The 20,170-nt window shown below is 60.9% G+C and carries 15 protein-coding genes; 10 read left to right on the top strand and 5 right to left on the bottom strand.

Going from position 1 to position 20,170, the window contains the following annotated elements; all coding sequences use genetic code 11:
• Positions 1-21 precede the first annotated feature (21 nt).
• Positions 22-2,073: an asparagine synthase (glutamine-hydrolyzing) gene (gene asnB, locus RPG13_RS27360; RefSeq protein WP_337126459.1), complete on the top strand. Its 2,052-nt coding sequence runs from the start codon at positions 22-24 to the stop codon at positions 2,071-2,073.
• A gap of 101 nt (positions 2,074-2,174) precedes the next feature.
• Here the strand turns inward: asnB and RPG13_RS27365 are convergent, their stop codons facing one another.
• A complete protein-coding gene (locus tag RPG13_RS27365) occupies positions 2,175-3,293 on the bottom strand; it encodes a glycosyltransferase family 4 protein (RefSeq protein ID WP_337126460.1) in 1,119 nt (372 codons plus the stop codon).
• A gap of 152 nt (positions 3,294-3,445) precedes the next feature.
• Here RPG13_RS27365 and RPG13_RS27370 point away from each other — a divergent pair, with 152 nt between their 5' ends.
• Positions 3,446-4,885: a lipopolysaccharide biosynthesis protein gene (locus tag RPG13_RS27370; RefSeq protein WP_337126461.1), complete on the top strand. Its 1,440-nt coding sequence runs from the start codon at positions 3,446-3,448 to the stop codon at positions 4,883-4,885.
• Positions 4,886-4,983: 98 nt separating this feature from the next.
• Here the strand turns inward: RPG13_RS27370 and RPG13_RS27375 are convergent, their stop codons facing one another.
• From RPG13_RS27375 to wecB, 3 genes are all read right to left on the bottom strand, one after another.
• Complete coding sequence (locus RPG13_RS27375; protein ID WP_292647497.1) at positions 4,984-5,697, bottom strand: WecB/TagA/CpsF family glycosyltransferase; 714 nt, start codon at positions 5,695-5,697, stop codon at positions 4,984-4,986.
• Between the two features lie 86 nt (positions 5,698-5,783).
• Complete coding sequence (wecC, locus tag RPG13_RS27380; protein WP_337126462.1) at positions 5,784-7,121, bottom strand: UDP-N-acetyl-D-mannosamine dehydrogenase; 1,338 nt, start codon at positions 7,119-7,121, stop codon at positions 5,784-5,786.
• Positions 7,114-8,268 carry a non-hydrolyzing UDP-N-acetylglucosamine 2-epimerase gene (gene wecB / locus RPG13_RS27385; RefSeq protein ID WP_337126463.1) on the bottom strand — a complete coding sequence of 385 codons (1,155 nt, stop codon included), beginning with the start codon at positions 8,266-8,268 and terminating at the stop codon, positions 7,114-7,116. Before wecB ends, wecC begins: the two co-directional genes overlap by 8 nt.
• Before the next feature lie 263 nt (positions 8,269-8,531).
• On the opposite strand from wecB, the gene RPG13_RS27390 reads away from it, so the two are divergent.
• Positions 8,532-9,911: a glucosamine inositolphosphorylceramide transferase family protein gene (locus RPG13_RS27390; protein WP_337126464.1), complete on the top strand. Its 1,380-nt coding sequence runs from the start codon at positions 8,532-8,534 to the stop codon at positions 9,909-9,911.
• A 17-nt stretch (positions 9,912-9,928) separates the two neighbouring features.
• Here RPG13_RS27390 and RPG13_RS27395 read toward each other — a convergent pair whose 3' ends face one another.
• On the bottom strand, positions 9,929-11,209 hold the full coding sequence (locus RPG13_RS27395; protein ID WP_337127064.1) for a VpsF family polysaccharide biosynthesis protein: 1,281 nt from the start codon (positions 11,207-11,209) through the stop codon (positions 9,929-9,931).
• 204 nt (positions 11,210-11,413) lie between these two features.
• Here RPG13_RS27395 and RPG13_RS27400 point away from each other — a divergent pair, with 204 nt between their 5' ends.
• From RPG13_RS27400 to RPG13_RS27430, 7 genes are all read left to right on the top strand, one after another.
• Positions 11,414-12,979 carry a GumC family protein gene (locus tag RPG13_RS27400; RefSeq protein WP_337126465.1) on the top strand — a complete coding sequence of 522 codons (1,566 nt, stop codon included), beginning with the start codon at positions 11,414-11,416 and terminating at the stop codon, positions 12,977-12,979.
• An 8-nt stretch (positions 12,980-12,987) separates the two neighbouring features.
• Entirely contained in the window at positions 12,988-14,094 is a 1,107-nt protein-coding gene (locus RPG13_RS27405; protein WP_337126466.1) for a glycosyltransferase, read from the top strand.
• A 156-nt stretch (positions 14,095-14,250) separates the two neighbouring features.
• Positions 14,251-15,495 carry a mannonate dehydratase gene (uxuA, locus tag RPG13_RS27410; protein WP_337126467.1) on the top strand — a complete coding sequence of 415 codons (1,245 nt, stop codon included), beginning with the start codon at positions 14,251-14,253 and terminating at the stop codon, positions 15,493-15,495.
• A 199-nt stretch (positions 15,496-15,694) separates the two neighbouring features.
• Entirely contained in the window at positions 15,695-17,341 is a 1,647-nt protein-coding gene (locus RPG13_RS27415) for an ABC transporter ATP-binding protein (protein ID WP_337126468.1), read from the top strand.
• A 260-nt stretch (positions 17,342-17,601) separates the two neighbouring features.
• Entirely contained in the window at positions 17,602-18,090 is a 489-nt protein-coding gene (locus RPG13_RS27420; RefSeq protein WP_128241370.1) for a MarR family winged helix-turn-helix transcriptional regulator, read from the top strand.
• 14 nt (positions 18,091-18,104) lie between these two features.
• Positions 18,105-18,815, top strand: a complete 711-nt coding sequence (locus tag RPG13_RS27425; protein WP_337126469.1) for an SDR family NAD(P)-dependent oxidoreductase — start codon at positions 18,105-18,107, stop codon at positions 18,813-18,815.
• A gap of 2 nt (positions 18,816-18,817) precedes the next feature.
• A complete protein-coding gene (locus RPG13_RS27430) occupies positions 18,818-20,149 on the top strand; it encodes an NAD(P)/FAD-dependent oxidoreductase (protein WP_337126470.1) in 1,332 nt (443 codons plus the stop codon).
• Positions 20,150-20,170: the final 21 nt, after the last annotated feature.

Genomic DNA, 20,170 nt, shown 5'->3' on the forward strand with positions numbered 1-20,170 from the left:
CGCCTCCGGCCGCAACCGCCGGTGGCACTTCATCCGGAACGGGCAGAGCTTCATCGAACCGATCAAGCTCAGCTTCACCACCTTGCGGCCTTTTTCCGCGCGATCCGGTTTGTCAGCAACCAAGTGTTTAATACATTCGTCGTAAATAGCGCCGCAAATACGCGCTCGCCCAAGGGAAAGAAAATGTGTGGAATTGGCGGCTGGGTAGGGCCGAGGGTTGAGAATCCACAAGATCGGGCCGCCAGAATGTCCAACGCATTGCGGCATCGTGGCCCCGATGCCGAAGGTACCGAGTTCTTGGACTTGAACACCGGCGAGAACCAATTGGCATTGGTGCATCGCCGCTTGGCGATTATTGACCTAAATGCCGATTCAAATCAGCCGATGCATGTCGACGACGGCCGCCTCAGAATTATTTTCAACGGCGAAATATACAACTATATCGAGCTGCGCCAGGAACTGATCGGCCTCGGTCATCATTTTCGAACACGCTCCGATACTGAGGTGCTGCTCAGAGCTTATGATCAGTGGCACTTGTCCATGTTTGACCGATTGAGCGGCATGTTCGCTTTCGCGCTCTGGGATGCTCAGAGGCAGGAATTGATCCTCGGCCGGGATCCCTTCGGCAAAAAGCCCCTTTACCTCATGCAAAGCGGAAAATTGCTGTCGTTTGCCTCAGAGATCAATGCGTTGTTGTCGTCGCAGCCAGATGCGCAGCAGCTCGATTTGGACGCTGTCCACGAGTATCTGCGCTGGCGTTATGTGCCTGGACCGCGCACGCTTTTCAAACAAATCCGCAAACTCAACCCCGGAAGCTATGCTGTTTGGTCGCAAGGGACAGTGACGGAAACGCGCTATTATACGCCTCCAGATCAAACCGATCTGACCGAGGATATCGACGAAGAAACCGCCAAGCGACGATTTCTGGAACTGCTCGACCATTCCGTCGAGATTAGAATGCGCAGCGATGCACCCTTTGGCGCCTTTCTCTCCGGAGGGCTCGACTCGTCGGCGATCGTTGCCCTGATGACCAAGCACAGCGACAAGCCCATTCGTACATTTTCGGTCGGTTTCAGCGAGCCGGCTTACAGTGAGTTCCCATTCGCCCGACGCGTCGCCGATCATTTCAAGACTGATCATTGCGAGCTGGTCATTGAAGCGGACGACCTGATCGACCACCTGCCCAAGTTGATTCGCCATTTGGGGGCGCCTGTTTCACAAAGTTCGGACATTCCAATTTACCTGATGTCGGAGCGGGCCTCGCAGGACGTCAAGATGGTGCTCACTGGGGAAGGGGCAGACGAGATTCTCGGCGGGTATCCCAAACATCGCGCAGAATCACTGGCTGGAATCTACCGGTCGCTGGTTCCAGCCTTGCTCCACAACAACCTCCTCGCCCCTTTGATACGCGCGATGCCTGGCGCAACGGCCAAGTTCGATACATTTGCCCGAAGCGCGGGTGAAAGGGACTTTGCCACCCGGATGATCTCCTGGTTTGGGGCCATGACAGCACGGGAACACCATCGCCTCATTGGTGCGCCGGCCAATTGCCGCAGTGGACGCAACAACTTCCCGTTCTCCTCAAGCGCGACGGCGTCCCACCTTCGCCGCGCGCTGTTTTTCGATCAGACATCGTGGTTGCCCGACAATCTCTTGGAACGAGGCGACCGGATGATGATGGCCGGTTCAATCGAAGGAAGAATGCCATTCCTCGATCGCGATCTGGTTGCGTTCGTCAGCACATTGCCCGATCGCTACAAGGTGGGTTGGCGAAAGGGTAAGCTGATCTTGCGCAACAGTATGGCCAACATGCTTCCTGAGGAAATTCTCAATCGCCGCAAGATCGGGTTCAAGGTGCCCGTCGCCGAATGGTTTCGCGGCTCGATGAGGAACTACGTGCACGACCATCTTTGCTCCTCTCAGTCCGTCATTCGCAGCTATTTGAGCGCAAAACACCTTGATCAAATTGTCTCGGAGCACACCAAGGGGGCCGCAGACCACGAAAAGCTGATATGGGCGCTGTTGAATTTGGAGATATTCCACCGCGAGTTCGCGCTTGGAGCGCCGCAGTGACGCCAATGGGATCGATGTCGCGCTCAACCCTCAGCAGCTCGTCATAAGGTCACCTTCCGCAAGCATGGCGCGCACGCTAAGCGTCCATGCATACGACAGCGTCAGTGCTTGACCGATTGAGCCTTTAACGTCACCGACCTCCAGACGTCGCAAATCGCGCCGACAAACGGTGCGAGATCAAGCCGTTCCCGATGCACGGCCATCGCGGCAGCACCAAGCCTGGCTCTCAATGCCGGATTTTCGACCAGCCGTGTCAGCGCATCGGTCAACGCCGCAACATCGCCGGGCGGCACCAGCAATCCGGATTGCTCGTTGGTGATGATATCCTCCACGGCGCCGACAGGCGTCGTCACCACTGCGAGGCCTGCGGCCATGCCTTCGATGACCGAGACCGGCAGGTTTTCGGCAAAGGAGGGCAGCACCAGAATGTCCGCCGAAGCGATCAGCGATGCGACCTCGTCAGGCCCGACCCAGCCAGGAAAGGTAACGCGCTCGGCAAGGCTCAGTTCGGCCGTTCTCATCCGCGCCGCCTCGACGTCGCCATCGCCGGCGATCGTGGCGCGCCAACCCTCGATCGGTTTCATCCGGTGCAGCGCATCGATCAATTGCGGCACGCCCTTGCGGTCGCCGATGCGACCAAGGAACAGGATATGCAAATGGTCGCCGCCGCCGACATGCGCCAAGGTGGGAACCGCGGTGGCATTGGGAACGATGACAATATTGCCGGCCGCCCCCGGTGCCCGGCTGGCGACGAAGTCGCGCCAGAGCCCGCCCAAGACGATCACCCGACCGGCATGCTCGAACAGAGCTTCGATGCGGCGGCTCATGAAACCACGATCGTCTTTCCAGAATGTCTCATACTGCGCCCCGTGCAAATGCAGGACATAAGGTATCGACAGCAGCCGTGCGCAGGCGGCGATCACCATCTTGCGATAGGTGCTGCCGGAGACTGATATATTGATGTGGATGACATCGGCACGCTTGGCCAAACGCGCCGCGAGCATCCGCAAGCAAAAGTCGAACATGTAGAAGATCGAAAGCCCGACATGCCCCGGGCCGCGGCTGGCAAGGAAGCGTACATCGATGTCGGCGATCTCCTGCCGCTCGAACTCGTGCTTCAGCGCCCCCATGATGCGGTCGATGCCTCCCTGCCCCGAAACGCCCGAGGGCGTTGCGACAAGGACATGCACTTTTCGATTGTGAACCAGACGCTGCAACATGACTCCATTTCGGAACTACAAAGCAAAGGTTTCAAACTAGGTTTACGACAAATCCGTTAGTTCAAACTGAATCTGTTCACCCTTTGCCGTCATCGCGCTGGATTTTCCGCCGGTCGACGGTTAATCGAGGGTGAATTTCCGGGGAAAACCCTTTGCTGCTCCGCTCCACGCTCATCTATGCCCCGGCGATCCTGCTGACGCGGATCTCCGCGCTGCTCCTGCTGGTCATCGTGACGCGGTTGATCGACCAGACCGAGTATGGCCTGCTGACCCTGGTGGTGACCGTCGGCGAAATGACCGACGTTGCCGTTACCAACTGGCTGCGCATAGCGTTGCTCAGGCTTGGCGGCAAAGGCGACATCAGCCGCGGCAGCCTGATGCTGGCCGGGCGGGTGTTGCTTGCCAGCACAGCGCTGGCGCTGATTATATCCGTGGTCGCCTCGGCAGTGGTCGTGCCGGAGCGCTGGGTCGAGTTCGCGATCGCCGTCTGCAGCTACCTGATCGCCGGTTCCATCGGCCGCTTCGCGTTGACGGTGCTGCAGATGCAGCAGCGTCATTCGGTCTATTCGATGCTCGAGTTTCTGCGCGCCGTGCTGCAACTCGCGCTGCCGATAGGCGCCGTCGTCCTGTTTCAGGATTCCTTTCTGACGGTATCGCTCGGCTCGAGCCTCGGCGTTTTAATCGCCGGCATCGTGGCGGGCATAATGGCATCGCGACGTGTCGTTGCCGGTCCGCCACGCTTCACCCAAAAGGAGTTCTTCGTCCTCGGTGTGCCCCTGGTCATCATGGCGCTGGTTGGCTTCGGCCTGCACAGCGCAGAGCGCGTATTCCTCAAGATCTATTACGATGCCGGCGCCGTGGCGATCTTCGCCGCAGCCTATGCATTGGCCCGCCAGCCGATCGACATGGTCGCCAACTCCATCAATATGGGCGCCTTTCCCGAGGTGGTCAGCCGGTTCGACGACGACGGGCCTGCGGCATCGGGCCGGCTGCTGTCGCAATTGATGGCCTTGATGACCCGCCTTTGCCTGCCGGTTGCGGCGATGCTGGTCGCACTCAGCAGCGATATCACGCAGCTCCTGCTGCCCTCGCAATATCACGGCCGCTTCGGCCTGCTCTTTCCGATCATCGCCTTCAGCGTGCTGTGTGCCAACCTCGCGAGCTTCGTCTATGGCACCGTGGTGCACGCGCACAAGCGTCCGTGGTTGCTGATCATCGCCAATTCCTTCGGTTCCGTAGTGACAATCGCACTGTCCGTGCTGTTGATCCCTCCGATGGCGGAGGTCGGTGCTGCTTTGGCGCTGGCGGGCGGATCGCTGGTGGGCCTTTTAGCCTGCATCATCATCAGCGAACGGCTCACGCCGGTGCCGGTGCCATGGCGCGACATCGGCGTTTCGATCGTCATCTCGCTCAGCACGGGGTTGGCCGCCAGCCTTGCCAGCGCTCTACTCGGCGACATGCCGGCGATCTTCTCGCTCCTCGCCGGCGGCACCGCTGGCGCAGTGGTTTTCTTCGGGCTGACCTGGCTGTTTTATCCCGCCGCCGCGATGCAATTCGCAGCGAAGTTGTGGGCGCGGCTACGGCTCGCATAAACCTGCGACGGCGCATGTCGTTCTGGAAAAGCGGTTCCGATTTCGCGCCGACGCTGTAGTCCCAGCGCCGGTGCCCTATTTTTTGGGGTAACCGGTGCTTATAGATCGACCTTCCGGCGCCCCCGACGGTCCCAGAACTCCCGGCACAGCAGCCCTGCGTAGGCAGTGTTGGTGTCGTAGTAGCGGCGCCACAAGCGTCGCGGCTCCTGTGCCACGCGAAACAACCACTCGAGACCGGCCGCCTGAATCAGTTTTGGCGCCCGGGCAACCTTGCCACCATAGACATCGAAACTGCCGCCCACGCCCATGACAAAACTCGGAGTGAGTTCGTCACGATAGCGCTTGAGAAAGCGCTCCTTGCGCGGTGTCGGCATGGCCACCAACAGGCAGTCGGCGCCAGAGGCGTTGATCGCCTCGACGATGCCGGCCTCGTCTTCCGGTTTGAAATAGCCATTGCGAATGCCGGCGACGACGAGGCTCGGATGATCCTTGGCAAGTCGCCTTCCGACCGCATCGAGAACGGACTGCTCGGCACCCAGGAGGAAGGGCCTGAAGCCGCGCTTCGCGCAGAGGCTCAACAGATTGGTCATGATATCGACGCCGGCTACCCGCTCCGGCAGCGCGACGCCGCAAAGACGCGCGCCCCAAAGCACGCCGATGCCGTCGACGTTAATCACATCCGCCGTCGCAACATCCTCCCGCAGCTCGGTATTGTTGCGCATGTTCACGAGCTTGGCGACATTCACGACCACATGGTGGAGCGGCCGCCGCAGGGTCATCGCCTCATCGGCGATGGCCAGCGTCTCGGCCATGGTCAGCGCATGGATCGGCGCGCCAAGGAACTCCCGGCGCCGTGACGCCAATAGGCGATGCTGCGCCCATACTGGATCGTGCGCGTTCATGCGGCCTCCTCTGCACCTGCAGGAAATGCCAGGTGCTCGATCGCTGATTTCTTGCCTTCGATGCGGGCGTCGGGCTTGCGTGCCTTGCGCCAGGTCCACAGACCCCGCGTGTCGATGAGCTTCTTGTCCTTGAGCGCTTCGGGATCAACCAGATTGAACTGCCGATGGTCGACCAGCAGGACGACGATATCGCACTGGTCGATGGCGGAAAGTGCATCGGTGAAGACGATGCCCTTGCCCTCGAGCTCATGCGGCAGCCTATGTGTGTTGGGCTCAGCCGCGATGATCTTCAGGTTGGGAATATCTGACAAAAGCTTCACCACCTCGACAGCCGGGCTCTCGCGCATATCGTCGATATTGGCTTTGAAGCTGAGGCCAAGACAGGCGATCGTCTGCTTGCGGGACGGGTCGAGCAGGGCTTCTATATCCCTGACCACCGACAAAGGACGCTCGGAATTGATCCGGCGTGCCGAAGCCATCAGCCGCGTGCTGTTAGGCGCGGCATCGATGATGAAATACGGATCGACCGCAATGCAGTGGCCGCCAACGCCCGGGCTCGGCTGGAGGATGTTCACGCGTGGATGCCGGTTAGCGAGATCGATCACCTCCCAGACGTTGAGCGACAGATCCTGGCACACCGCCGCAAGCTCGTTGGCAAAGGCGATATTGACGTCGCGGAACGCGTTCTCGGTCAGCTTCACCAGTTCCGCGCTTTCGGCCTTGGTCGTGAACAGGTCGCCGGCAACAAAGGTTGAATAGAGTGCCGCGGTTCGTTCCGACGACTTGCGCGACAGTCCGCCGATCGAGCGATCGTTGTTGATCAGCTCGGTAAGGACCTTTCCCGGCAACACGCGCTCGGGCGAATAGGCGACCAGGACATCGGCCTCTTCGCCATGCACGAGAGGAAACTTGAGATCGGGCCGCAACTCGGAAAGCAGTGCCGTCATGATGCGCGTCGTGCCGACCGGCGATGTCGATTCCAGCACCACAAGGTCTCCCCGCTTCAGCACGGAGGCGATGCTTCGTGCTGCCGCGAGCACATAGCTCACATCCGGCTTGTGGTCCTCGGTCATCGGGGTCGGCACGGCGATGATAAAGGCGTCCGCCGGCTGCGGCGTACTGAAAGCCCTGAGCTTGCCGTTGGCCACAACCTTCTGGATCAAACCATCAAGGTCCGGCTCGACGATGTGGATTTCGCCGCGATTGACCTTCTCGACCACGGCCTCGTTGACGTCGACGCCAATGACGTCGAGCCCACGACTGGCGAAAATGGCACAGGTCGGCAGGCCGATATAGCCCATGCCGATAACGGAAACGGTCTTGATCTCAGCCATGATGCAGCAGTTCCTCAACGATCCGGTTACTGGCTCGGCCATCGCCATATGGGTTGTGTCGTTCCGCCATGCCGCGATAGGCGGCCTGATCGTCGAGCAGGCTGTTGGCATTGGACAGGATTTTTTCGATATCGGTGCCGACGAGACGGGCGGTACCTGCCGCGATCCCCTCGGGTCGCTCGGTATTCTCACGCATCACCAGCACCGGCTTGCCGAGCGAAGGCGCTTCTTCCTGCACGCCGCCGCTATCGGTCAGCACCAGATAGCTCTGCTTCTGCAGGAACAGGAACGGCAGATAATCCTGCGGGTCGACCAGATGGATGTTCGGCACACCCCCTAGCTCTGCGTTGACCACCGAGCGCACATTGGGATTGGGATGGACAGGATAGACGATCTGCACGTCCTCGCGCACCGCCAATCGCCTCAGCGCCGCACAGATACGGTGGATGCCGCCGTCGAAATTCTCACGGCGATGACCGGTGACGAGGATCATTTTCTTGGTGGGATCGAGGAAAGGGAAACGAGTGGCGAGCTTCGCGCTCATCAACTTGTCGCCGTCGATCGCGCCGGAAAAATGCAACAACGTGTCGATCACCGTATTGCCGGTCACGAAGATGGTGCTAGCGTCCTTTCCTTCGGCGATGAGATTGTCGCGCGCCTGGATGGTCGGCGCGAAATGCCACGTCGCGATATCGCCGGCAATCTTGCGGTTCAGCTCCTCCGGAAAGGGAGAGTTGATATCGTGGCTGCGCAATCCTGCCTCGATATGGGCGACCGGGATGCGCTTGTAGAAGGCAGCCAGAGCCGCAGTCATCGCCGTGGTCGTGTCGCCTTGCACCAGGACGATATCGGGCTTCGCCTTCTCCAGCACTTCGGCCATGCCCAGCAGCACGCGCGAGGTCACGTCGAACAATGTCTGGCCGGGCTGCATGATGTTGAGATCGTGATGCACCGGCAGGCCAGTCAGTTCGATGACCTGGTCGACCATCTCGCGATGCTGGCCGGTGATGCACGTCTCGGTAATAAAACCTGGATGGGCAAGCGCGGCACGCACCACCGGAAAGCATTTGAGCGCCTCCGGCCTCGTGCCGAACACGATCAGCAGTTTTTGCCTGGACGGCAGTTTTGGATGTGAAAGGACGTTCATTGCTGATCCTGGTCGCCAGAAGGCGTCGCGACCTGCTGATTATTCGCCACAAGAGCTATAATAGCGGCAGAAGCCGCCTTCGTGACCTTAAATCTTAATATATGATTAACAGCCAAGCCTGCGTTCTCCCCGGTAACTCTTATGAAAGCCTAACCCGATAGGTATCCTGGCAGAGTAGTCTTGAAAAAGAACATATTCGATTGACTAATATTTTAATTATCGACCACATCGTTGGATCTCGGCGCTGGGAAAATGAGCTTCTGGTGCGGTTGAACGCAGCTGGCCACGTGGTTTCGAGCTGCCGCGCGCCTACGCCTGGGCCGATCGCTCGCGGACTGGACATTGTGCTGGCGGTCGAGAGCCGGCGCTTCGGACCCTCGTTGGCAAGCCCCTCCGACCCGTTGCCGTCTGGCGGTTCCGGTCCAGCCGACCTCGTGATCGATCTCACCGGCACTTTCGCACGACTCGGCACACCGGTTCTGACGCTCGAATTTTGCGGCCGCAGCACCTTTCCCGCCGGGGTGGCCGAGATGCTGGCGAGCGGGCGATTGCCCGAGCTTGCCGTTCGCCTCGATGGCGTCACGGTCGCCCGCGGGCGACCGATGCTCGGCGACCGGCTCTGGCTGTCTCGCAGCTGCAACGACCTGCTCGCCGGGGCCATCTCGCTGGTTGCGCAAAGCGCCGCCCGTTTTTCCGCGGGCGGACTTGTGCCAATCGCCGATAGCCCGGCGCCGATCCTGAGGAATGGCGGTTTTGTCCGGCACTATCTGCCCTTTTTCTGCAGGGGGTTGATCGATCGCGCCGTGCAAAAACTGAGACTTGGACGGCGCCCCTTCTATTGGCAGGTTGCCTATCGGCTGATCGACGGGCCAGGTGTCGCCGAAACCGGGCAACTCGACGGTACGCCGTTCACCGTCCTCCCGGACGACGGCCAGCGATTCTACGCCGATCCATTCGTCATCGAGCGGGATGGCCGCCACTATCTGTTTGTCGAGGAATTTCCCTATGCCACCGGTCGCGGCGTGATTTCTGTCGCCGAGCTGGGTGACGACGGCACCTTCGGTGCGCCGAGGGTTGTGTTGGAGGAAGCGCACCATCTGTCGTATCCGCAGGTGTTCGCTCACGCCGGCGAGATTTTCATGATCCCTGAAAGTGGAGCGGCGCGCGAGCTCGTGCTCTACCGTGCCGCGCAGTTTCCAGATCACTGGGTACGCGACACCGTGCTGATGACGGACAAGGATTTCAATGACGCCACGCTGCTCGAATCGGATGGGCGCTTCTGGCTGTTCGGGACGGAGCGGTTCGGTTATGGCAGCGCGTCGGATACGATGACGGTCTATTCCGCGCGCTCGCTGCGCGGGCCGTGGATTGGACATGCGCTCAACCCCGTCGCCGTCGATCACTCGGCCGCTCGACCCGGTGGCGCCTTTATCCGCTGGGGTGACGCCCCGGTGCTGCCGGTACAAAACGGGTCGAGAGCCTATGGCGGCGGCCTGGGGTTGATGCGGCTGGATCGGCTTGACGATTTCGATGTCCGTTTTGCGCCGCCCCACCCGATCGGCCCGGGGCCGGCATGGGCCCGCGCCGGCATTCACACGCTTAACCGCGCCGGCAATGTCGAGGTTGTGGATAGCGCCGGCTGACGCGTCTGGAGCCTGCCTTATCCAAGCCGATCCAGTTTCGGCTCGGATGCAACAGCGGTCGAAGATGTGCTCTTCGGCTGATTTCTATACGGCACGTTTCTATAGGCGAGCAGCAACACCACGATAGTCGTGATATCCGGCGCTTTTGACGAGAGCGCGTTGTTCGACAGCGCAGCAAGCAGGAACGTCATGGTGCCGATCCATGCCGGCAGCGGCGCCGCGCGCAGCAGCCGAAAAATGAACCAGAATACCAGCACGATAAAGAGCACGGCTATCGGCAAGCCGAAGAGCATGATGATGACCACCGGCGCGCTCTCGATATAGGGCAGATGCAGCTTCTCGTTGACGATCGCCAGGAGGGCGTCGACGTTCATGCCAAACAGGATGTCTTTCCAGCTAACAAGTCCGAATATCTGGTAGATCGTCACCCGCGCCATGAAATTCTCGTCAAAGATCGTGTTGCCGAATCGATTCAGCAGCCCGCCCGAAAACAGTATGGCCACCAGCGCTGCGCCGCCCGCCAGGGCGAACAGCAGCACGACGGACTTGGCCTGCCGCTGGTGCTTGAGAGTCAGGCGCGGCCAAGGCACGAACATCAGCAGAATGAGGGTTTCTCCGGCAGCGAGCATCAGGGCGGCGCGGGCGCCTGACGCAGCACAACCGACGAGCAACACGAGAATCGATGCCACCCGCACCCATATGCGCCAGCGCGTCAGCGGTACGAATCCGATGGCTGTGGCGCAGAGCGCGCCTAGTGCCAGCGGGTGCGCCGATAGGCCGATTGGCCTGAATTGCAGTTCGTTGAGACCGTAAGGCGTAAATCGATGTTGAGTCACCGCTTCGATCGTGCCGAGCACAGCGCTGAGGATCACCATTCCAAGCACGACGTCGCCCAACGCCCGTCGCACTTCCGCGTTCAAGGCCAGCATCAAAAGGCCTGCGGCGCCCGCCACCAGATAAGTATCGATGATGAACCCGGAGGAGCCCGCACGGCCGGTGATGAACAGATACGGCACCAGCGCGAACATCAGCGCAGAATAGAGTATTAAAGCCTTGAATATTCCAATTTCGTCGCCCTGCAGCAGGAACGGTCGGCTGAAAAGAACGATAGGAAGCAGCAGAAAGATAGCATAGGTGCCGAAATGCAGTTTCTCGTAGAATGAGCCACCGTCGGCCGTATAGTCGACGACCATGTTCATAATCTGCGGTGACACCGTGAGGCGGAGCAGGAACGCAAACGCCGCGCATAGGAAAAACAGAACCGACAGCGCGTTCTGACGGCGCGCCTGGCTGGACATCAATCGTTCCGAAGCGGCAGCGGGATAGCTCATGTCCCATCCAAGTGGCGGTATTCAAACGGCATTCTGACCAACGAGATCCATTCAAGGGACCGCCGAACGGCCGCGGCGCGTGAATAGGCAAAATATGCCAACTTGGAAAATGAGATGTTAACGATCTTTCTGTAGTGCTGGCCCGCATAGCGAATAACCAGAGTTAGCACCATGTCCGCCGCTTCCGACACATCCCTTCCCTCTGTGGCGGATTCCGATATCAGCGCGCTTGAGCGTATCGCCAATGCACGGCGCGCCAGCAGGGCAAGGCTGCAACAGGATGCCCCAGTCATGGCACGCACCTCCGCCCCTGTCACTCCGCACACGCCCGAGCCTGTCCCGACGGTGACGCTTGACAAGATCGGCGATTTCCTTGAGCTCGATTTTCGACGCCTGTTTGTCTGGCTGCGTGCCGGGCTCGCCGTGGCCTGCATGCTGGCAGTGGCCGGCGGCGTCATCGGCGCCGCCTATGGGCTGCTGAGCAAACAGCGTTATACCGTTGCAACGGAAATCCTCATCAATCCTGCCAATTTGCAGGTTGTGGAAAACGACCTCTACTCGCAACCGGGCCAGGTCGACAGCCAAATTCTCAACGCGCGCAGCAAGCAGCGCATCTTGACCTCGGGCAACGTGCTTGCACGTGTGGTGGACGAACTCGGTCTAGCCAACGATCCGGAGTTTTTCGACCCGGACCAGAGTGCCTCCACGTCTGGTGTTGGAGCGAGTGGCGGCAAGTCCGATCCGAAGCTTATCGCCCAGAAGAGCCTGGCGGAGCGGGTCGATGTCACTGCGGATGAAACGTCGTTCGTCACGACCCTCTCGGTATCGGCGGAAACCACCAGCAAGGCGATCCTGATCTCGCAAGCCATAGTAAAAGCTTTCCAGGAAGAACTGGCCAAGGCCGAAGCCGCTGGTGCCAGCCGTGCCGCAGCTGCTCTTGACGGCCGGCTCGGCCAACTCAAGCGCGACGTGCAAGCGGCCGAAGAGAAGGTCGAGAGCTACAGGCGCAGCCACAACCTGTCCTCCAGCAATGGCCAGCTTGTCAGTTCGCAGACGATGACGCAGCTCAATAGCGAAATTGGGGAGGCGCAATCGCGCGTGATCGCTGCGCAGGCAAGTTACGACGCCTTGATTGCGTCCGGTGTCAATGGAGCCAACCCTGACCCGGCGGATTCGGCAGCACTTGCAGCACTGCGCGACAAGGCAAACGGCCTGCGGCAGCAAATCGATTCACAGTCCATGACCTTTGGTCCGCGCCACCCGACGATTGTCAGGCTCAGGACAGAATTCGAAACCGTCAGTTCTCAACTCAGGGCAGAGTTCTCCCGCACGGTCGGCACGGCAAAAGCCAACCTGGACAAGGCCAACGCTTCGTTGGCTTCCCTCAGCGCCAAGATGAACGATCTGAAGAGCAATGTTTTCACCGACAGCGAGTCCCAGGTCGCCCTACGTGAGCTTGAACGGGATGCCGCATCGAGAAGGACGATCTATGAAAGCTTCCTGTCTCGCGCGCGCCAAATCACCGAGCGCGAGCAGATCGACACCACGAATGTGCAGGTGATTTCCACCGCAGTACCGCCAAACGGGCGCTCGTGGCCGCCCCGCACCCCCCTGATGGCAGGCCTGGGGGCTTTCGCTGGCTTTGCTCTAGGCATGCTGCTCGCCTTAGCCATGGGCATCGTGCGCGACATGCGCCAGCCGCCGAACCGATCAGGCATTGGCGTCAGCCAAGCCTGAATCCAGGCATGGCGAAGCGCATCGTTTTTCACATTGCCAGTCTCAGGGGCGGCGGCGCCGAGCGCGTCTTCGTCCTCATGGCAAATGAATTGGCATCGCGTGGGCACGATGTCACACTTTTTACCTGGAACGCGGAAGGACCTAACGCCGCGCTGCGCTCCCCCGCCGTGCACCTGGTCGATTTCGACCTTCCTATCCGGGGCGAGGGCTACGGCAAGTGGGCGACGCTGAAAGGCATCGTGCGAAGCGCGCGTTTGTTCGACCGCCTTGGGCCCCATGCGGTCTATAGCGCCCCGGAATTTGCCAATCTGGTCGTGACGCTGGCGCTTCTCCTGGCGCGAAGCCGAGCGAGGTTCTTTCCAAGCTTCCACGCAGCGGCCTCCCTGCCTTCCGGCAGCCTCGGCGCGAGAATAGCGGTCTGGCTTTCCGCGCTGGTTGCAGCGCGCGCAACCAAAGCCATCGCCGTCTCAGTAGGCGTCGGCCGCGATATTGCGGCCCGCGGCTTCCCCAAATCCAAGGTTGTCGTCATTAACAACCCGCTGCCGCCGGCTGCGGCGCCCCAGGAAGATTCCTATGCCTGGCAGGCAAAGCTGGCGGCGATGGGCGATGGCCCGGTCATTGCCACCGCCGGGCGCCTGGTGCCGGTCAAGGATCATCGGACTTTGCTCCAAGCCTTCGCTATCCTGCGCGCCGGTCGCCGCGTTCGACTTGCCATCTTCGGTGAAGGTCCACTGGCCGACGAGTTGCGCACCTATGCCCAGGAACTTGGCATAGGCGCCGATGTGCTCTTTGCTGGCTACGTCAATGATCCCGCGGCCTGTTATGCCGCAGCCGATCTGTTCGTGCTTTCCTCGACGAGCGAGGGCTTTGGCAATGTGTTGGTCGAGGCCATGGCTGGTGGTGTCCCCGTAGTCTCCACAGATGCACCACATGGCCCGCGCGAGATTCTGGGTGACGGTCGTTTTGGCGCCTTGGTGCCGGTCGGCGATGTCGCGGCCCTGGCAAAGGCGATGGCCGAAATGCTGGACCACCCCACTTCTGCTGCCCTCCTGGAGAGCAGGGCAGCGGATTTCGAAGTTGAAAAGATCGGCGATCTATACGAAGCGCTGCTCTAACCAGGAACTTCGCTTGGCGGTACAGGCGCCAGAGCAGGATCGTCACATACATCGGAATCTGATAGCAGCCGATGAAGAGGAGCAGCGGATCGGTCACCGCGACGGGAAACGCGGGCGCGTAGCCGCATGGCGATTCTTTTCTAACGGAGTATTCGAATGAGACATGTTTGGCGTTGGTTCGGCCCAGTCGACAAGGTGACGATCGCGGACGCGCGCCAAGCCGGTGCGCAAGGCATCGTCTCGGCCCTTCACCACGTTCCTTACGGCGCCGTCTGGCTACCCGCCGAAATCCAAAACCGTCAGCGCGAAGTCGCATCTTTGCCGGATGGAAGCGCAAGCGATCTGAACTGGGAGATCGTCGAGAGCCTGCCGGTTTCCGAAGCGATCAAGACGCAGGTCGGCGAGTGGCGCAGCCATATTGCCAACTACAGGACATCGTTGGAAAACCTGGCGCGGGCCGGCATTTCGGTCATCTGCTACAATTTCATGCCCGTGCTCGACTGGACCCGCACCGACCTCGCCTGGCGCCTGCCGCATGGCGGCACCACCATGCGCTTCGATCTGTTCGACTTCGCCGCATTCGACATCCATATCCTGAAACGCCAAGGGGCGCTCGGCGATTACACGCCGGAGATCGCGTCTGAGGCGGAGCGGCGACACGCGCAGATGGATGATTTTGCACGCAAGGTTCTGGCAAGAAGCGTCAATTCCGGTCTGCCCGGATCGACCGAAGACACGTCTCTCGACGGTCTCGCGGCGCAACTGTCAAGTTATGACCGCATCGACGCAACAACCCTGCGCCGGCACTTCGTCGATTTCCTGGCGGAGGTCGTGCCTACGGCCGAACGCCTCGGCCTGCGTCTCTGCTGCCACCCTGACGATCCGCCGTTTCCGCTGCTGGGCCTGCCGCGCGTCATGTCGACCGAGGCCGACTATCGGTACATTCTGGACGCGGTCGACAGCCCGGCCAACGGAGCGACACTGTGCACGGGATCGCTCGGTGCGAGACCGGATAATGATCTGCCGGGCATGATCGAGCGGATGGGGCCAAAAATCCACTTCGCGCATTTGCGCAATGTGCGCAAGGAAGCGGCCGGCATACCCTGCTCGTTCCACGAGGATGAGCATCTTGCCGGCGACACCGACATGGTGGCGGTGGTGACGGCGCTACTCCACGAGGAAGCGCGGCGCAAGAAGGAAGGGCGCCCGGACGCTCTCATCCCGATGCGCCCCGACCATGGCCAGGATATCCTCGACGACCTGACGCGTGGGGCCCAGCCCGGCTACCCGGCCATCGGTCGGCTCAAAGGATTGGCCGAACTCCGCGGCGTCGAACATGCCATTCGCAAGTCGGCTTCATTCGCCGCGGGCCCGCCTCGCCTCCCCGGCCCCGTTCAATAAACGGCAATATCCAGAAGCAGTTCGGTCGCGGAAGCCAGTCCGAAATTATCGAGATATGGCCGCCCCGGATAAGATCACTATGATTTCGGAGCGATCTCAAGACACACCGGTGCCTATCGCAAAAATGCGGGCTTGCGCTGATGGTAGGACGTGCGGCTAGTATGCGTCGTCAGATCATTGGACTTCGAAAGGCCAAGCAATGCTGCCGAGCGAAATGACCACAGGCGATCCGATCGAGGAAGCTGTTCTCTCCGTTCGAAATCTGACTATCCGCCTGCCCAGGAACATGGAGCGTGAGAACGCGGTCGAAAACATATCCTTCGACATGAAGAAGGGTGAGATGCTCTGCATCGTCGGCGAATCCGGCTCCGGCAAGTCCGTCACCGCAAATGCGATCATGGGTCTGCTGCCATCTTCGGTGCGGATTACGCAGGGAAGCATCTGGTTCAAGGGTCACGATCTGGCCAGCGCACGGGAAGACGTCCTGCGCGGCCTCAGGGGCCGTTCGGTCTCCATCGTCTTCCAGGATCCGCTTTCGGCGCTCAATCCGCTGATGACCGTCGGCCAGCAGGTCGCGGAGGTTATGGAAGCGCACCACGCAGGCACTTCGGCGACCCGCACGAAGGCGGTTGTCGATCTGCTCGGCGAAGTCGGCCTGCCGGAGCCGGAGGTCCTGCGGCATCAGTATCCGTTCCAACTCTCGGGCGGGCAGCGCCAGCGCGTCATGATCGCCATGGCGCTCGCGCTCGGGCCCGATCTGCTGATCGCCGACGAGCCGACGACGGCTCTCGACGTCACCACCCAGGCGCAGATCCTTGCGTTGATCCGGCGGCTGCAACGCGAAAAGAACATGAGCGTCATGTTCATCACGCACGATTTTGGCGTTGTCGCAGAAATCGCCGATCGCGTCATCGTCATGGAGAAAGGCGCGATGGTCGAGCAAGGCGGCGTTTCCGACGTGCTCGGCAATCCTAGCCATCCCTACACCAGGCGACTGATCGCCGCCGTTCCACACATGATCGAGAATGAGACGAAGTCGCGCGGCGATGCGCCTGTCGTGCTGGAGGTGCAGAAGCTCGACAAGACCTACCGGCCAGGCATCGGGTTCTTCTCACGATCGCGCATCGTACACGCCGTCAAGCAGGTCAGCTTTGAAGTCCGCCAAGGCCGGACACTTGGGATCGTCGGGGAGTCCGGCTCGGGAAAATCGTCGCTAGGCCGCGTCCTCCTGAAGCTGCTGGACAGCGATGGCGGCAGCATTCTGTTCGACGGCAAGGATATCGCGGCGCTTTCGGCTTCCGAGTTCCGGCCGATGCGGCCGCATATTCAGATGATTTTCCAGGATCCATTCGCCTCGCTCAATCCGCGGCAGACGATCGCCAAGATCCTCACCGTCGGCCCGATGGCGCACGGCCTGTCCGCTCGCGAAGCGCGCGCGAAAGCGTTGAAGCTGCTTCGGCTGGTCGGGCTCGACGAGGGTGCCTACGACCGGTTTCCGCATGAATTTTCAGGCGGCCAGCGCCAGCGGATCGGCATCGCTCGGGCTCTGATGATGGACCCCAAGGTCCTGGTCGCCGACGAAGCGGTCTCCGCCCTCGACGTCTCCATCCAGGCGCAGATTCTTGATCTGCTGGCCAATATCCAGGAGGAAATGAAGATCGCCATGATCTTCATCACTCACGACCTGAGAGTGGCAAGCCGTATCTGTGACGAGATTCTGGTCATGAACCGCGGCGAAGTCGTGGAGTCCGGCCCGCCTTGGCAGATATTCCGATCCCCGCGTCACGCCTATACCCAGCAACTCATCTCTGCCATTCCCGGCAAGGAATGGGTCCCCGCCGCCTAGGCGGCGATCGAGAACGTCCCGCGATCCATCGATGACGGCGCCGATAGAGGACGCGGATCGCAAGGCCGTGTCTCGATCGAACTGCACGCGCGCACCTCGGACCTTCCTGCAGGGGAGATAGTTGCTTTTGTCCATCAAAAGTAGTTGCAATTGTCCACTACCCGCTCAACTATGGCTTTGAAGGCTCGCGGCAACCTCGATTTTCAAGGCTGCCGGTGATCTCGATGCAGGCTGCCAGGAAAGCCTCAGGAGAGTGTCCGTTGCCGAAGAAGAAGAAAGGCCCTCCTCATACCGTCGAGACGGTAGGGCTCGATGTCCTCGAAGACACGTTGAGCTTCTATATCAGAAGCATCAACATCGCCCTTTCTCGTGATCTCGATGACCGCCTGGAGGGTCTCGATGTCGCCCGGGGAACCGGGAAGATCACCACCTTGCTTCTTGTCGACAGCCATCCCGGGATACGGCCCTCGGTCATCGCGCAGCTCATTATGCGCGATCGTTCCGCCATGGGCAGGCTGGTCGACCAGATGATCGAGCACGATCTTCTGACGCGTGAGGCCGCAGCGGACGACGGACGCGCGCAGGAGCTCCATATCACCGAAAAGGGGGCGGACCTCGCCCGCAAGGTGCGCAAGATCGCTACCAAGCAGTCCAGCGATTTCTTCGCCGGTGTGCCCGAGGAAGACCAGAAGCGTCTGCTCGACATATTGCGGCGCGTCTATCGTCGCACCGTGGGTCTCGGCCAATGAGGGAGCCGGCGGCAATGGGCAGAGTGCAAGCCGCCCAGCGGGTGGCTCTCCTGTCCGGCGCAAGTCGCGGCATCGGCGCGGCTTGCGCCCGGCACTTGTATAAAACGGGCTGGTCACTGTCGCTCGGCATGCGCAAACCGATGCAGCCCGACTGGGCTGACAGAGAGCGCGTCCGCGTATTCCCCTATGAGGCCGCGGCCGCCAACGCCGAACAGGCCTGGGTCGACGGCACCATCGATGGTTTCGGTCGGATCGACGCAGTCATTGCCTGTGCCGGCATCATGATTCCGAAGTCGGTCATCGACGTCGACGACACGGATCTCGATCTGATGTTCGACATCAACGTGAAGGCTCCGCGCCGCCTGGTGCGCGCGTCATGGGAGTCGCTTGCGGCAAGTCGAGCAGGCCGTGTCATCATTCTCGCCTCGCTGTCGGGCAAGCGGGTCAAGTCCGCGACATCAGGCTCTTATTCGATCTCCAAGTTTGCTGCCGTCGCCCTTTCCCACGGCATCCGGCAGGCGGGGTGGGATCTTGGAATTCGAGCCACGGCCGTCTGCCCCGGATTCGTCGCCACCGATATGGCGCGCAGCATCACCGATCGCGCCGATGCACTGATGACCGATCCCGATGATCTCGCACGGACCATCGGGATGCTCCTCGATCTGCCCAATAATGCAAGCGTCGCGGAATTTTCCATCAATTGCCAGCTCGAGGAGCTCTACTGAGCATGCCCGGACCGTTCGTCATCCCCGTTCATGGAGATATTGAACTGCCAAAGGAGGTGGACTGCGTCGTCATCGGCGGCGGCATCGTCGGCGCCTCGACGGCGCTGGAACTCTCAGAAAGCGGTTTGCGGGTGGCGTTGTGCGAAAAGGGCGGAATCGGCCAGGAGCAGTCCAGCCGCAACTGGGGCTGGGTACGCATCTCCCGTCGGGATCCGCGCGAGGTCCCGCTAATGGCGGAAGCACTGCGCATCTGGTCGAGGCTCTCCGAACGAACAGGGCGAGATACCGGCTATGCCCGAGCCGGAATTGTGTTCACCTGCGCGAACGACAAGGAATACGAACAGCACGAACGCTGGGGACGTCACCTCGAAGGCTATCAGCTCGAGTCGCGAATGATCGGTGCGGGAGAATTGCGCGACCTCCTCCCCAGCTCCAATCTCGATGTCAAAGGCGCGCTGTACACACCCGCCGACGGGCGCGCCGAGCCGCAGAAGGCCGCCCCGGCGATTGCTGAAGGCGCGCGCGAGCGCGGCGCCGCCATTCTAACGGAGTGCGCGGTGCGCGGCGTGGAGACAACCAACGGCTCCGTCTCGGGCGTCGTGACCGAACGTGGTTTCATTGCCTGCAAGGCAGTCGTCCTTGCCGGAGGCGCCTGGTCGAACCTGTTTTGCGGAGCGCTTGACCTTGACCTGCCGCAGTTGAAGGTCATGAACACGGTTCTTCGCACGACGCCGGTCGAGAACGGGCCGGAACAGGCCGTGTGGGCAAACAATTTCGCCATGCGCAGGCGCCAGGATGGCGGATATACCATCGCTTCCAGCACCACCAATGTCGTCGATATCGTGCCGAACTCCTTTCGCTACGCGCGCGACTTCCTTCCGGCCTGGAAGATGGAATGGCGATCGCTGAATTTCCGCCTGGGAGGCCGTTTCCTCGAAGAGGCAAGAGTGCCGACCCGTTGGGCAATGGATGAGGCCAGCCCCTTCGAATACTGTCGCGTGCTCGATCCAAAGCCATCGAAGAAAAGCTCCGAGCGTGTCCTTTCGAACGCCCGCAAGGCATTTCCGGTTCTGGACAAGGCAGAGATCGCGCAGCGCTGGGCCGGCTATATCGACGTCACGCCCGACGCCGTCCCCGTCATTTCCGCGGTCGATGCCGTCCCCGGCTTCCATGTCGCCACCGGATTCTCGGGCCATGGCTTCGGCATCGGCCCGGCCGCAGGCAGGCTGATGGCAGACATCGTCACGGGGCGGCCGCCGATCGTCGATCCGACTGATTTCAGATGGTCACGGTTTTCGGACGGATCGAAGGTCGCGCCGATCAATGGATTCTAACCGCTCCGACAAGAGAGCGGG

It is taken from the genome of Mesorhizobium sp. ISC15 (genome assembly GCF_037162615.1).
Classification (GTDB): Bacteria; Pseudomonadota; Alphaproteobacteria; order Rhizobiales; family Rhizobiaceae; genus Mesorhizobium; species Mesorhizobium mediterraneum.

Bases quoted from the DNA above. Each gene is read 5' to 3' on its own strand.
- RPG13_RS27365 (WP_337126460.1), bottom strand. From the start codon at position 3,293: ATGTTGCAGCGTCTGGTTCACAATCGAAAAGTGCATGTCCTTGTCGCA.
- RPG13_RS27375 (WP_292647497.1), bottom strand. From the start codon at position 5,697: ATGGCCGAGACGCTGGCCATCGCCGATGAGGCGATGACCCTGCGGCGG.
- wecC (WP_337126462.1), bottom strand. From the start codon at position 7,121: ATGGCTGAGATCAAGACCGTTTCCGTTATCGGCATGGGCTATATCGGC.
- wecB (WP_337126463.1), bottom strand. From the start codon at position 8,268: ATGAACGTCCTTTCACATCCAAAACTGCCGTCCAGGCAAAAACTGCTG.
- RPG13_RS27395 (WP_337127064.1), bottom strand. From the start codon at position 11,209: ATGTCCAGCCAGGCGCGCCGTCAGAACGCGCTGTCGGTTCTGTTTTTC.
- RPG13_RS27400 (WP_337126465.1), top strand. From the start codon at position 11,414: ATGTCCGCCGCTTCCGACACATCCCTTCCCTCTGTGGCGGATTCCGAT.
- RPG13_RS27405 (WP_337126466.1), top strand. From the start codon at position 12,988: ATGGCGAAGCGCATCGTTTTTCACATTGCCAGTCTCAGGGGCGGCGGC.
- uxuA (WP_337126467.1), top strand. From the start codon at position 14,251: ATGAGACATGTTTGGCGTTGGTTCGGCCCAGTCGACAAGGTGACGATC.
- RPG13_RS27415 (WP_337126468.1), top strand. From the start codon at position 15,695: ATGCTGCCGAGCGAAATGACCACAGGCGATCCGATCGAGGAAGCTGTT.
- RPG13_RS27425 (WP_337126469.1), top strand. From the start codon at position 18,105: ATGGGCAGAGTGCAAGCCGCCCAGCGGGTGGCTCTCCTGTCCGGCGCA.
- RPG13_RS27430 (WP_337126470.1), top strand. From the start codon at position 18,818: ATGCCCGGACCGTTCGTCATCCCCGTTCATGGAGATATTGAACTGCCA.